We start from the raw sequence: 13,519 nt of genomic DNA, 5'->3' as shown, positions 1-13,519 counted from the left end.
GATCCCATGACCGAGCCCCCGCCACCGGCACTGCCGAACATCGAGGCCCTGATCGAGGAGGATGGCCAGATCACGGTCGGCCACCTCGACCCGGTCGGCGTCGTCGCCATCGCCAACGACGAGCACAACGCCCTGGCCATGCTGCGGCGTCGCCGGGGTGAGAACCTCGCCGCGCTGCTGCGCCGGCTCGACGCCGCCGTCCACCTCGCGCTCGAGGAAGGCGAGCGCACCGACGAGATCAACCCGCCGCGTTAGACCATCCGCCGGCCTGCGCAAGGGGTGGTCGTCGTACGCTTACGCTAGGCAGGCATGCGCCGAGAAGTTCAGGCGGCTGTCGCTCGGGCGAGCAAGGGGGTAGGCCTAGTGATCCGGGTCTTCCACAACCCCGTCGTCGTCTCCATTAATGGGCTTTGGCTGCGAATCGGCGTCTGCCAACTCGCCTCGCACTATTCTGACTTCAGCGGGTGCATCGATCCCGACCCGCACCTGCCCTCCCTGAATTGCACTCACCGTGACACGGATGTCATCGCCGATAAGTATGGTCTCTCCGGCGCGGCGGCTGAGTATTAGCATCGGAACACCTCCGTGTGCGGTTGCCTTAGGGACGGTGGCTACGGCCACCGGAGCACTCAGCATAGCCGGTCTTAGGCACCCTCCATGAGAGGTTCATCGCAGACCGCTGCAGGTCGCTCCACCACCATCATGGTGTCAGTATATCGGCTGCCGATGCCACGGAAAGAACGGCAATGGTTGTCTCTGCCAGATCGCAATCCCTGCCTCCCGTAGCCGTAAGGAAGCTGGGCCCGCGCCAAGGACATGTGGCCCATGGCATTTTCCTGGCGGCGCTGCTTATGCTCGCAGCGCCAGCCGTTGCAGACCTGCGCCTCGCCTCTTGGAATATTCGTCACCTCGGTTGGGACAACGGCAAGGACATGCAGGCCGTCGCCAGCGTGACCGCGGCCTTTGACCTCATTGCGATTCAAGAACTGATGGATCCCAATGCTGTCGACACGCTGCTAAGCACCCTGGAAGTGAATACCGGCGAGTCCTGGCGGGCGCTCACGAGTCGGGCTTTTGGCCGAAGTTCGTATCAGGAGCACTACACGTTCGTGTGGCGCAGCAGCGAGGTGGTGCTCGCGGGCCGGATTGGTGCGTACCCGGATCCGGGTGATCGGTTCGCGCGGGATCCGTTCGCCGCCCGCTTCCGCGATCGGGAAACGGGTGAGGAATTGCTCCTGGCAACCGTGCACATCGTCTACGGCGATACGGTCGGCGAGCGTGTACTCGAGATCACGACGCTGGATAACTACTGGACTTGGCTTGATGACAAAGGGGGTGAGGTCCCGCTCATTTTAGTGGGCGACTTCAATCTCGCTCCGGATCATGCCTCCTGGGATGAGCTGAATGCGCTAGCCGACCCGCTGCTCGAGGAAGGCGCGACAACGCTCTCCACGAATGACGGCGAATACGCAAATCTGTACGACAACCTTTGGCTCGAGCCAAGCGAGCTCACCGTCACCAGTAGCGGGATCTTCCTCGTGCCCGATTGTCTTGGGCTCGAACACGCCTACGTACGCGAGCGTGTCAGCGATCACCTGCCGGTCTATCTCACCGTCGGCGATACCCGCGTCGGGTGCCCGGCCAATGACGCTGGTGTGGCGGCTCGACAGTGTGTCGACCTGAATGAGGCGAGCGCGGAGGCGCTCACCGGAATCATCCACATCGGGCCCGCCCGCGCGCGGGCGATTGTGGAAGGCAGGCCCTGGGCGGAAATCGAGGCCCTTCAACGGATAAGCGGCCTAAGTGCTGCGCGGGTCGCCGATATTCGAGCCGAGGGCCTCGCGTGCATCGATGGATGAGGGCATGACAGGCTAGCCACCTAGGCCGCACTGACACACGGGAAGCTTTTGCTAGAGGCGTGTGGGCGTTCGCTCCCTCGTCGAATAAGCAGGAAGGGGGATCCATGACGGGCATTCTTGAGAAGGTCGTGCGCGGTGAACACGCTCGGTTGGTTCCAGTGGTCGCGGATACCAGCCGAGAAGAGCGGGCCGTATCGGTGGTGTTGGCAGCGTTTCGTGGGGTCGAGGCGTTCCGTGAGGCTGCCCTGCGATCCCTTGGCCAGCGCGTTGGCAAGCGCGCGCGCTTTACCGCCCTGACTGAGATCGTCTTCGAAGACGACAGTCATCCTCGCAAGAAGGGCAAGGGCGGCGGGAACGATCGCCCGGATGGTCTGCTGGTGCTCGATACGACTCGCCAGGAATGGACTGCTCTCCTCGAGGGCAAGATCGGCAACGACGTCGTCAGCGAGGATCAGCTGAAGCGCTATGTCGCCGACGCAAAGGCTCGCGGCGTCAATGCGGTCATCACCATTACCAACCAGTTCGTCGCCCGCCCAGATCACCACCCGGTCAAGCTCTCCAAACGCGACGCAAAGGGCGTTGAGCTCTACCACTGGTCATGGATGTACCTGCTGACGGAGGCGACGCTACTGCTCGAAGAGGAGGCTGTGGGCAGCGCCGATCAGCGCTTCCTGCTCGAAGAGGTGGTGCGCTACCTGCGCCACGACACCAGTGGTGTGACCGGTTTTCGCAGCATGAACCCCGAGTGGAAGGACCTCGTCACGCAGGTTCGGGATCGGGTCACCCTCTCGAAGAATGCCGAGGAGGTGCGCAATACGGTGAGCGCGTGGCATCAGGAGCAGCGCGATCTCGGACTCATCCTCTCGCGCAAGGTCGGCCGTAGCGTACGTCTTAAGCTACCGCGCGAGCATCGCAAGAACGCGGATAAGCGCCTCGAGGATGACGCGGATGTGCTCGTGCGTGAGCACCGCCTGACGTGCACCTTCGATGTGCCAGATGCTGCGTCCGACATCGAGGTGGCCGCTGACATCGCAAGGCGCTCGATATTCGCGACCATGCGCCTCGACGCCCCGCGGGACAAAAAGTCGACCAAGGCCCGGGTGAACTGGCTGCTGCGCCAGCTAAAGGACGCGGAGGCAGACGGAATTCAGGTCCGGGCGCTGCGTCGTGGGCGCGGGCAGCACCTCAAAGCCTCGCTCGCCGAGCTGCGCGAAGACCCCAGGCACCTGGAGGATCCGGAGCGAAGCAGCCCGCCCTCCGCATTCGAGGTTTTCTACAGCCTCGACCTTGCCGGCAAGTTCACCGGCAACCGGGTGTTCATTGATCGCCTCGAGGAGGCTGTGCCGCACTTCTACGAGCAAGTGGGACAGCGGCTGCGGGCATGGGTGGCGCCACCACCGCAGATCCAGTCCCGGGACACGGCAGAGGCTGACGGAGAGTTTGGCGATGATGAACAGGCGGGGCGTTCGTGGGCCGGTGACTGAGATCGGAGGGACGACGAACTTCGCCTTGACACGACCGGTCTGCTGGCGCGCGCTGCAAGCACATACACTGTAGCCGTCAACCTGGCACTTCTCTGCGCGGGAATGGCCAGGTTGAGCCACTGGTAGTGCCAAGGGCGTGGTGTTGCGGGTGCCGTTGGGCCCGAGCCCAGAGAACGAGATCCCGGTACGGGAAGCGGGCGCGGGCCCCGATCCCGCTCCGATGATCAGCCCTCCGGGGGTGTATTCCAGTGCGGACAGCGATACCGAAACGGGATCTCGAGAAGCGTGTTTCCTTTGAATCCGTGCGGCGGCTCTCGACCCTAAGCGGCCATTCCGGAGCCAAAGTGTTATTGGCCGCTTCGTGATCTGTAGCTACTCTTCCCGAAGCCCGATGCGCGTTCCGGCGCGGACGGGACAGCGGCCGATAACGATAACTCAGAAATCGCTGTCATTGGATTCACTACGATGGCGGCTAACGTGAAAAGAAAACGTCTGGTAACTAACGCCTTCGATTCTCCGAACCTCAATACTTCCCAGGTCGAGCCCAATACTTACATCAACCTCATCTTCAGATGATTTTGGCGGATGCACCAGAGGCGATAATACGAAACCCCTATCTATTGCTGACGCATTCTCTCCTTGTTCCGAACTAGGCGGCACTCTCTCCCATATCCAAATACTGTGGTCCGGGTCATCAGGATCACCGAGATGGCGGTGAACCTCTATTTTTGTCCCAGTCGGAATGTCGTAGCGCTCCAAACCACGGGCGTGCGGAAACAGCACCACGTTCCTACCCTGCTGCTCTTCACCAGTATCCGATCCTTTCCCCTCTTCCACCGCTATCTGTGAAGAGGCGAACATGACCCCGTCGAGTTTCATATCAGGATGCGTTCCCAAATACTCCGCTACCACTTGGGTCGGCAAGTAATCCCTAGATTCTAAACCCGGCATCACAGGCTGCGATAACTCTGCTTCAAGCCGCTTTAAGAAATGAACCCGTGACAGGGATTCAGTGTGTTCGGGATCAAAAAGGCTTCCCTGCAAAAACACTTGCCGCAACCGTGTCAAATCCAATAGTCGCAACTCCCTAAGCGGAAAGAACCGCCCGCTCACAACGTAACTCCCTACCGGTGCGCGCATTTCGGCTATGCAGGTATTTACATCGGTCGCACCATAGAACACCGAAATGCCTTCGGCATTCATACGGCCCGCGCTTGCATAACGCCCCGGCGGCGAGCCGAGAGACCTTGGGGCAGACTTCAGAATATCTTCCAGCGCTTCACTCGATTTCGCAAGCCGTGCACGGAAAATTGAATCATCGGCACCTAAGACATGCACGACCGGATCACCACTATACGTTACAAGCTGTGCTATGCCTCGAAATAGATGTTCAAGTGCAGACTTTGCCACCGGGTTAAAGAAACGTGATCGGGAGAGGATTTCCCGACGAAAGGATGCCCAGCTTTCCTGGAACTCATACGTATCGATTGGGCGCTCTTCATATTGCGAATCGATTGCATAAGGACATGGGTCAATCATTGCATCTTTACCCGACGGGTCATATCGATCGGACAGGTAGTCGCGAACCGCTTCAGCCAACTCTTCGGACGAAGCAATCAGATTCATGATAGCGTAGGTTACCGGCTCCCCAGGCTGCTCCCAATGCCCATATTTAGCGGCCAAATAATCAATGCCTTCTGGGTCAGGGGAGGTCATGTAGAAATGTTCGTCCAGCGCGGAATGCACCAGTTCCGCCAACTCCTCCAGTTCTATCGTTGGGTTCGCTTCAGACTGGCACAAGTCGCAACGTGCCACATGCCCATCCTGTATGATTTGCGCACGCAAGAAGCTCTCGCCAATGCAATCTGCACATACATTAGTCATCTGTTACCCCCAATATCAGATTCAGCCGGGCCAGTGCCTGGGAGGCAATTCCCACTTGTACGAATTTTGGCGATTCCTTGTACCCGATCTCAGGGTTCTTTGCATCAAAGACACTTTGGGCATTGTTTTCAACGAAATCCCTCCATGATGTGGGTTGTAGGCACCGGAACAAGGCGGTGGATGCGTTGCCATAAGTTGTCCCCGCGTCACGTCCGATTCCGAGCTACAAACGGGCAGGGAACGTCAGCTGCTGGCCGCTCTGTGCGATCGCGGTGGCGGCGGTCGCCAGCGGGCTGTCACTCGGATGTTGGTCTGTTCGGCCAAACGCAAGGCGTCAACAACCTCGACGCCGAGGTACCGGAGGTGCTTTCCAGCCTGGTATCGCCAAGCAGTAGCGGCACGGCGCGCGGGTTGCGCGTCTGCCGGTAGATCATCGTCGCCTTGGTCCGGCGGATCGAGTGTGTGCCGTATTCTGCGGCATCCAGGGCAATCTGGTGTAGCCAGCCTTTCAGGAGAGGGGCGTACTGTCGGGTGGATAGGTGCGGCGGGTCGCTGAGGCGACTTGGGAAGAGGTGGCCGCTGGGAGCGAGCGCTGTCGTACCCACCCACATCGCGACCGCAGTGCGGGTTGCCTCAGTGAGTTCAAACTGAACCGGGCGGCGGGTCTTGGACTGGATTAGCATCGCCCGGGGGAGAACGTGGCCTACGTGCATCACGTCGCGCACCCTCAGCCGGACTAGATCACAGCTACGGAGCTCGCTGTCGCGTCCTAGGCTGAAGAGCGCGAGGTCCCGTAGGCGGCCTGCGAGCTCAAGGCGGATCCGTATGACCCAGATATGCTCGCGCTTCACTGGTCGCTTCTGGCCGCAGATCCTACCCTTGTTGCAGGGGAGCCGCGTCGCCTGGCAACTGGAATGATCCATGGCGTCGGTCTCCATTAGGGGACCAGAGAGTATCGTACCGGGCGCTTCTGGGCGCGATCCGACCCAGAGACGACATTAGACGGTGTTTCGGGGTGGGATGTGACCTGTGTGCGCTGCAGGGTTACGTTATCCATCAGCCGGGGCTGACTGCTTGTTTGATATCAAGGAAGGCTAGAGTGAGCAACCCAAGCAATCCCAAAGAAACCAGCAGCGTGCGCATTAGTCTGCGTAACGTTGCTGGTGTGATATGTCCCGGGCACTCGTAATCAATATCCGCTGTCTGCCTAATCACTGTTAGAAGTAAAAATGGCCAAACGACAGTTAAACAAATATCTGCTCGATGATATCTACTCTGTGTTACTGAACTCAGAGTTCGGAATTGATGCGTTCGATATTACCTTTCCAGATAAGGGCAAGGTTCTGTTGAGGGTCGTTTTTCGGCCGGAGAAGCAGTACGAAATAATGATTGAAGATATCGGAGGGCTACCCCACCGAGTTGCCTCAACTGAGAAACCCGGGGAGCATCTTTCTGAAGAGATATATGGCGACTTAGGTTTCGGACAGATTCCGGACCGCATGTATCACTGGATTGAAAACCTCGCGGGGGAAATCCGAGCTTCTGGTGCACGTCCTGATGGAATTGGAGAACTCGCTGAACAGCTTGAGGAGTTTATCTCGGAGCATATCGAGGAACCCAATGAGAAGTTCTCCGATCAGGAGATTTCTGATCTCGTTGAACGTCTGGAAAGACTCGAACAAAGGTTTTCTGAATTAGAAGAGTCAGGCTTATTCACCGCAGCGCAGAAGGCTAACATTGCCACGAAAATTGAGGAGGCGGCCGAAGATCTCCCCCACCTTAGAAAAGGTGTATGGTATCATGTAGCACTCAATAAGATATTAACAGCAGTAAAAGCGGCGCTCTCCTCAAAAGAGGCTCGCGAGATCATGAAAGAAGCGGCAAAGAAGCTTGTTGGGCTTGGATGAAAATCACCTCTAACAAGCGCTTCGAGTGCGACCTCGAGGACGCTGAGCGCCCCACGACGACTCAAGCGCGGGTTTGCGTGAAACGAGTTCTTGGTTCATGCCAATAGCCATTTTCCTCCGCCGAAGCCATGCCCCCAATATTTTCCGAGACAGTATTGTCAAATCACTGTCCTTGGGAATTGCAGACCGGGCGATCATGTGTTCCGGGTTTTTCCAGGAGGACGCACCATCCGGGTATAGGGCCTCGGCGGAACCGGGATTTGTTTCGGCTCTTGTGCGAAACACGATAACGCTCACCACTGTTGGGGTTCATAACTACGGCTGGCGAGACCGATATCGTGCTTTCCGGGATAGCCTGACGGCGGCTGGCGCTACCGTGGATGCCTACTACAGGAAAGGCATGAACTGGCATGCCAAGATCTTTCTTCTGGAGAGGCGCGGTAAGTGCGTCCTAGGAATTGTTGGCAGCAGCAATGTAACCCGCAAGGCATTCGGAACGTCGGTGCCATTCAACAGTGAGTGTGATGTAGCTCTTTGGACTCGGGGTGCAGATCGGTTTGGTGAATGGCTAGACGACGCGTCGTTTGAGACTAACGACGCCTTTCCTCCGGTGATTCGCGGTTCGTACTCTGTTCGTGCCAATCGCGGTGTATCCATTGCGGATCGATTGGGTGCCTTGCGGGATGAAGTGTTGAGCGAGAATCTCGCTCCACTGAGTGTGGGCACTTAACAACGGGCTGCAGCCGACCGTTAACGGTGGCTGAGCTCGATCATTGAACGACAGCTTCTGGCCGATGACAGTCCGAGGGGTTCCGTGACGCCCGTTCCCGAGTTGGGCAAGCGTGGCTACCAACAGGGGCGGCAACGGGCACGCCCCGGATAAGTCCCCTGGGGCGTCGGGCAAGAGCCAATAGGGCGGCGCTTACCGTGCCCGCGTCGGCGGTTCGGAGCGCACGCATGCGCCGTCGGTCGCCCGCCGCAATGGGCGTGGGATGGCCGCGAGCGCAGGTGCTCCCGGACCATGCAGCGTCACGCCCCCAATGAGCGTTCCGCGTATAGACGTTGCGGCGCGGCAGAGGTGGGGGAGCGCTCACTCGGGCACTACCGGCGAATACCGGGCGAAGCGCACACAAAGGCGAGCGTCACTTCCGTAGACTATTTGGGCGTCAGCATGCGCAGTAATCTGCCGGGCGGCGGTAAACTGCGCGTAAGCGTATGCCAGTCACTTCGGGTTGGGATCGACGGCCGTCACAGGGGGCGCGACGCACATGGGTGAGAGGCAGGTGGCTGTCGGTGACCTCATGCCGGGGCTCTATGTCGTGGCATTGGATCGTCCGTGGCTGGGTACGCCGTTCCTGTTCCAGGGCTTCTCAATCGAGGGGGAACCCGAGCTGCGGGAGCTGCGTCGACTCTGCCGCCACGTCTTCATCGACGAGGCGCGCTCCCGGGGCGATGCCCTGCGCCAACTGGACGCGGGTGAGTCGTCGGCAACACCAGGCGATGCCAACGAGGATGCCCCCTCGTCGCCAGACCGCGGTGATGTGGCAGCGGCGTTCGGCATTGCCGCCTATCCAGAATTCCAGCGCTTCTGGCCTCTGGTGCGGGTTGCCCGCGATGCGCGCGACCGTGGGCGGCGCGTAGTCGACCGGATTCTCGAGGACGCGCGGCTTGGGCACAGCATCGATGCCGACGCGGCCCGCAGTGTGGTCCGGGAGCTGGTCACCGTGATCTCGGAGAACGCTAGCGCCTCGCTGTGGCTTACGAACCTGCGCCAGCGTGACGAGTACACCGCGAATCACTGCCTGAACGTCTGCGTGCTCGCCATCGCCTTTGGCCGGCACCTCGGTCTCGGGCGCGAGGAACTCGAGGCGCTCGGCCTCGGTGGTCTGCTCCACGACGTCGGCAAGATGCGGACCCCCGAGGCGATCCTGAAAAAGCCCGGGGTCCTCAGCAAGGCGGAACGGGAGATCATTCGGCGCCACCCCGATGAAGGGGTGGAGCTCCTCTCGCGGGAGGGTGGCATGCCCAAGGCCGTGCTGGAGATGGTGCGCCTCCATCATGAGCGCGTGAACGGCAAGGGCTACCCGCTGGGACTTACGGGGGACGTGATTCCACGCCCGGTGCTCGTCGTGGGGATCTGCGATGTCTACGACGCGATGACGAGCGACCGGGCGTACCAGGAGGGTATTCCCCCCGATCGGGTGCTGCGCCTGCTCTTTGAGCGGGCTGACCAGGACTTCGGCCAGGAACTCACCGAGGCGTTCATCCGCTGCCTCGGTATCTACCCGGCCGGCAGCCTGGTCGAGCTCGACGACGGCTCGCTAGCCGTCGTGGTCTCCGCAAGCCCCGAGGCTCGTCTGCACCCCGTGGTGATGCTCGTGCGCCACCCCGATGGCCGGCTGTACGATCGCCGCGTCATGCTCAATCTCGCGGAACTCGCCCGTGACAATACCCGCGAGACCCGCAACATCCGTCATGTGGTCAACCCGGGCGCTCACGACATCGACGTCGCCGCCGTACTCGCGGCCGACATCGCCGCTCACTGAGAGCGCGCTTCGACCAATCTTCGACGCCTTCAGGCCGGACGGACAGACCTGCCTGCAGCCATCCAGGGTGCCGCCGGAGAGCGACGCGACACGCTCGGAGCTCGGCGCAGCATCACGAAATCTCCCGAACGCGCTGCACCCGCGCCTTGGCACGGCTGTGGGAATGCCAGATCACGGGCAGGTTTGGGCAAGTTGCGCATAGCGCGTACACGGGGCACGCCTGTTCCTGCCTGCCCCGCAATCGGCGTTCAGCGGTTGACGGCAACCTTGAAAGCCTTGCCGGCCCTGAAGCCGGGCGCCTTCGCGGCGGGCAGGCTGATCATGGCGCCCGTCTGAGGGTTCCTGGCGGTGCGGGCTGCACGCTCGACACGGGTGAACTTGCCGAATCCCGAGAGCGCGACATCCCGGCCGTCCGCTACGGAGGCAATCACCGTATCGAGCAGAGTGTCGAGCATCTCGCCCGCCTGCTTCTTCGTGATCCCGTCCACCTTGGCGTAGATCTCGTCGACGAGTTGGGACTTGTTCAGGCCGGAATCACTCATGGACTCTATTACTCCCGGTTGTTGCAGAGATGTGAGTAAGTGATGGTTTTATCACCTTATTGCGCCACAGTACACACATTGCCGTCACCCAGTGCTCGGAATGGATCCTCTCGGAAGACGTAGCCTACTTCCTCGGTTCCGCCTACGAGACAGACCAGACGGTACGCGCGACGGGGCGCGGCCAATCCACGAGGCCCTGCCGAAACTGCCGTACTTCTGCCAGATCGCCCGCCCGCGCAGGAACAGTTGCGGCGGCGTTGTCGGTCTCTTGACCCTCCTTCGTATTGGTCTAATGTGACGCATTGCACATAACGATCGGAGCGTAGGCGTTGAGGGAGGAGCGGGGCGAATGGACCGTATGGCCGCAGCCGTTCGGCCCGCGGGACGGGGCCGGGCTCGTGCTGCTCTGCGTTTGCGCATACGCCGGCAATTATTTCGCGCTTTCGCTGTTCGCTGGCGTCGACCTACTCTTCGGCGGTGTGGCCGTCATGTACGCGGCGCTGCGCCGATCCTTGGCCGAGACTCTGCTCGTTGCCGTTGTCGGCTCGCTGCACACGCTGTTGCTATGGGGGCACCCCTTCGGGCTGCTGCTGTTCGTCATCGAGGCGGCCTTTGTCCATTTTGGCCGCCACCGATTCCGGGTAGAAATCATCGCCTGCGATGCCCTCTTCTGGCTCCTTGCCGGTGGGCCGCTGGTAGCGCTGCTCTATCGCTACGGCCTCGGAATGGATCCCTTGGCTGTGGGCCTGATCGCCCTGAAGCAGCCAATCAACGGCCTCGCATACACTGCCGCGGCCTCCTTGATCCACCATGCGTTGCTGCTGCGGGCAGCGCCTCGCGGAGGCCCTCTCGCGTCGCGGACACGCCTTGCCGATCTTCTAGCGCCCGTCATGCTGGCATTCATGCTTGTCCCGACCTTGGCCCTTCTGTGGCTGCACACGGACGCCTCCTACCGGGAGCGACTGGCTCGGGTCTCTGATGCACTGGCGGACCGAGCAACGTACCTGGTGTCCCGGGCGAGCGTTGATCTGTCCGCTCCCGAAACGGCCGATCAGGCCCGCGAAGCGCTCTTCGCCCTTGGCTTCCGCGACCTATCGGTTGCGGTGCGCGAGGGCGACGGTGACGTCCTGGGAGAGGCGCCCGCTGGCTGGTACACCACGCGGCCTGTCAGTCGCAGCGTGGCCTCAGGCCTGGAAGAGCGCCGTGCGACGGAACCCGGGGCGACCATGACGCGGGCAAGCAGTGCCTACTTCGCCTATGCCCGCCCGATTGACACCTTGCCCCCGAGAGCTGAAACGGGGCGTACGCTGGTGCTGGGGGTGCCCGCCGCACCGCATGTGGAGCACCTGCAAAGCATGCAGGTGCTGGCCCTGGGATTGCTGTGCCTCTTGAGCGGCGGTGGCGTGCTGGCTGCTCATGGGGCGGGGTGGCGCACCGGGCGCCTTTTCCGCCCGCTCGCAGCACAACTGCTGCGAGTCCCGAGGGCGGTTAAGGCCGGTGAGCCGGTCCACTGGTCGGATTTCGGGGTAGAGGAATTGGCTGCACTCGCGCACGGGGCGCGGCGCATGGAGCAGGAGCTTGCCACCCAGCTGACCGCGGTGGCGGAAAGCGAAGAGCGGTTCCGAGCCATCGCGACGAACCTCCCTGGTGGCGTGTCACGGCGGGTCATGGACCCGGGCGGGAACATCCGCTTCACTTACCTCAGCCCCAATTACGAGCGCGTCTTTGGCATCCCAGTGGAGCGCGCCCTCCGCGAGCCGGGCATCATGCAGGAAGTGATTCATCCTGAAGACCGCGCTTCGTACCGCTTTGCGCTCGAGCGCTCGGCCCGCTTCCTGGCCCCCCTCGACACCACCTTTCGGGTGCGACTCCCAGGAGACGAAATTCGATGGGTACGCACCCTAGGGCACCCCCGGAAAGCGGGCGACGGATCCGTGGTCTGGGACGGTATCGCGATCGACGAAACGGCGCGAAAGGAGGCGGAGAGCGAGCTTGAGTATCTCGCACGACACGACGTACTCACCGGCGTCCTGAATCGAAAGGCGATAGCAGGTCGGCTGGCGCGGTTGCTTGAGTCGGCGTCATCCCGCAGCCGCGTGGCAGTCCTCTACGTAGACCTCGACCGAACCAAGTGGATCAACGATACCCTTGGCCACGCAGCAGGGGATTGTGTCATCCGTGAAGCGGCGGCGCGTATCCAAGGCGCCGTACGTGATGCGGACCATGTGGGACGCTATGGTGGCGACGAGTTTGTCGTGCTGGCGACCGGAATCGCCAGTAGGTCGGGAGCGGCTACGGTAGCCGAACGAATCGCCACAAGCCTTCGTGCGCCCGTCACCGTCGGCGACCACCGCATCGAGCTCGCCGCCACGATTGGCATTCTGCTGCATCCGGCAGAAGGCGATGATGCCGAGGAGATTCTACGGAAGGCCGATGTGGCGCTCTACGAGGCGAAACGTGTTGAGCGTGGTACGTGGCGATTCTACGAGCAGGCCCTGGACGCCGACCGGGACACGCGTACCGTGCTCGTCACGCAATTGCACGAAGCCCTGGCGTCTGGCCAGCTGTTCCTCGAATATCAGCCCAAGGTCTGCCTTGCCCGTGGTCGGGTGGTCGGAGTCGAAGCGCTGGTGCGCTGGCGGCATCCCGAGCAGGGGATCATCCCTCCCACCCAATTCATACCGCTCGCCGAGGAGTCGGGACTCATCGACGAGCTGGGCGACTGGGTCCTGCGCCGTGCGTGCGCTGATCTCGCCACCTGGCGGTCCCGATCGCCCAGGGAAGCACCAGAGCAGGTCTCGGTGAATGTTTCTGGCATCCAGCTTCGCACCGAGGCGCTCTGGCACTCCGTTCGTCGAGCACTCTCGGAGAGTGGCCTCAACCCCGAGCAGCTGGAGCTCGAGGTCACGGAAGGCGTCTTCTACGATGCGCGTGCCTCCTCGCTCCGCCGCTTGAGCGCGGCCGGCGTACGCCTTGCGATTGACGATTATGGCAAGGGGTACAGCTCGCTCTTCGTGTTGAGGGACCTCCCGGCGAACGTGGTCAAGATCGACCGGGCGTTCGTGGCGAACGCCCAGAATCGTTTTGCGGACCGCGCCATCATTGCGAGCACCATCGCGCTCGCCCATGAGCTCGGCCGGAGCGTCGTTGCCGAGGGCGTGGAGACACAAGTGCAGCTCCAGATGTTGCGCAACATGGGGTGTGACATGGTCCAGGGCTTCCTCTTGGCCAAACCAGCCATTGCGGCGAAGGTGCCGAAGCTCTGCCTCATGCGATGGTGATGCGCTCGCCACAACC

At 61.5% G+C, this 13,519-nt stretch carries 10 protein-coding genes; 6 read left to right on the top strand and 4 right to left on the bottom strand.

The features are described 5' to 3' along the window. Positions 1-6: 6 nt before the first annotated feature. Positions 7-255, top strand: coding sequence for a hypothetical protein (locus LMH63_RS17630; protein ID WP_109680411.1), 249 nt, complete (start codon positions 7-9; stop codon positions 253-255). A 105-nt stretch (positions 256-360) separates the two neighbouring features. Here the strand turns inward: LMH63_RS17630 and LMH63_RS17625 are convergent, their stop codons facing one another. Continuing rightward, positions 361-573, bottom strand: a complete 213-nt coding sequence (locus LMH63_RS17625; protein WP_109680360.1) for a carbon storage regulator — start codon at positions 571-573, stop codon at positions 361-363. A 245-nt stretch (positions 574-818) separates the two neighbouring features. Between LMH63_RS17625 and LMH63_RS17620 the strand changes: the two genes are divergently transcribed. After that, positions 819-1,859, top strand: coding sequence for a helix-hairpin-helix domain-containing protein (locus LMH63_RS17620; protein WP_229332653.1), 1,041 nt, complete (start codon positions 819-821; stop codon positions 1,857-1,859). A gap of 104 nt (positions 1,860-1,963) precedes the next feature. Continuing rightward, positions 1,964-3,343 carry a hypothetical protein gene (locus LMH63_RS17615; protein ID WP_146205295.1) on the top strand — a complete coding sequence of 460 codons (1,380 nt, stop codon included), beginning with the start codon at positions 1,964-1,966 and terminating at the stop codon, positions 3,341-3,343. Positions 3,344-3,778: 435 nt separating this feature from the next. On the opposite strand, the gene LMH63_RS17610 is transcribed toward LMH63_RS17615, so the two are convergent. Then, positions 3,779-5,188, bottom strand: a complete 1,410-nt coding sequence (locus LMH63_RS17610) for an RES family NAD+ phosphorylase (RefSeq protein WP_158280491.1) — start codon at positions 5,186-5,188, stop codon at positions 3,779-3,781. A 335-nt stretch (positions 5,189-5,523) separates the two neighbouring features. Beyond that, positions 5,524-6,150 carry a tyrosine-type recombinase/integrase gene (locus tag LMH63_RS17605; protein ID WP_229332652.1) on the bottom strand — a complete coding sequence of 209 codons (627 nt, stop codon included), beginning with the start codon at positions 6,148-6,150 and terminating at the stop codon, positions 5,524-5,526. 306 nt (positions 6,151-6,456) lie between these two features. Here LMH63_RS17605 and LMH63_RS17600 point away from each other — a divergent pair, with 306 nt between their 5' ends. Together LMH63_RS17600 and LMH63_RS17595 are read left to right on the top strand one after the other, a co-directional pair. Beyond that, a complete protein-coding gene (locus tag LMH63_RS17600) occupies positions 6,457-7,134 on the top strand; it encodes a hypothetical protein (protein ID WP_146205294.1) in 678 nt (225 codons plus the stop codon). 1,268 nt (positions 7,135-8,402) lie between these two features. Continuing rightward, positions 8,403-9,680, top strand: coding sequence for an HD-GYP domain-containing protein (locus LMH63_RS17595; RefSeq protein ID WP_229332651.1), 1,278 nt, complete (start codon positions 8,403-8,405; stop codon positions 9,678-9,680). Positions 9,681-9,928: 248 nt separating this feature from the next. Here the strand turns inward: LMH63_RS17595 and LMH63_RS17590 are convergent, their stop codons facing one another. Then, entirely contained in the window at positions 9,929-10,222 is a 294-nt protein-coding gene (locus LMH63_RS17590) for an HU family DNA-binding protein (RefSeq protein WP_439654560.1), read from the bottom strand. A gap of 398 nt (positions 10,223-10,620) precedes the next feature. On the opposite strand from LMH63_RS17590, the gene LMH63_RS17585 reads away from it, so the two are divergent. After that, positions 10,621-13,503: a bifunctional diguanylate cyclase/phosphodiesterase gene (locus LMH63_RS17585; RefSeq protein ID WP_146205302.1), complete on the top strand. Its 2,883-nt coding sequence runs from the start codon at positions 10,621-10,623 to the stop codon at positions 13,501-13,503. Positions 13,504-13,519: the final 16 nt, after the last annotated feature.

Source organism: Spiribacter halobius, assembly GCF_020883455.1.
GTDB classification, from domain to species: domain Bacteria; phylum Pseudomonadota; class Gammaproteobacteria; order Nitrococcales; family Nitrococcaceae; genus Sediminicurvatus; species Sediminicurvatus halobius.
This window is presented reverse-complemented; position numbering and strand designations above follow the sequence as displayed.

What these genes read in the sequence shown, in the direction of transcription:
- LMH63_RS17625 (WP_109680360.1), bottom strand. Translation starts at nt 573, where the DNA reads ATGCTAATACTCAGCCGCCGCGCCGGAGAGACCATACTTATCGGCGAT.
- LMH63_RS17615 (WP_146205295.1), top strand. Translation starts at nt 1,964, where the DNA reads ATGACGGGCATTCTTGAGAAGGTCGTGCGCGGTGAACACGCTCGGTTG.
- LMH63_RS17630 (WP_109680411.1), top strand. Translation starts at nt 7, where the DNA reads ATGACCGAGCCCCCGCCACCGGCACTGCCGAACATCGAGGCCCTGATC.
- LMH63_RS17590 (WP_439654560.1), bottom strand. Translation starts at nt 10,222, where the DNA reads ATGAGTGATTCCGGCCTGAACAAGTCCCAACTCGTCGACGAGATCTAC.
- LMH63_RS17600 (WP_146205294.1), top strand. Translation starts at nt 6,457, where the DNA reads ATGGCCAAACGACAGTTAAACAAATATCTGCTCGATGATATCTACTCT.
- LMH63_RS17595 (WP_229332651.1), top strand. Translation starts at nt 8,403, where the DNA reads ATGGGTGAGAGGCAGGTGGCTGTCGGTGACCTCATGCCGGGGCTCTAT.
- LMH63_RS17605 (WP_229332652.1), bottom strand. Translation starts at nt 6,150, where the DNA reads ATGGATCATTCCAGTTGCCAGGCGACGCGGCTCCCCTGCAACAAGGGT.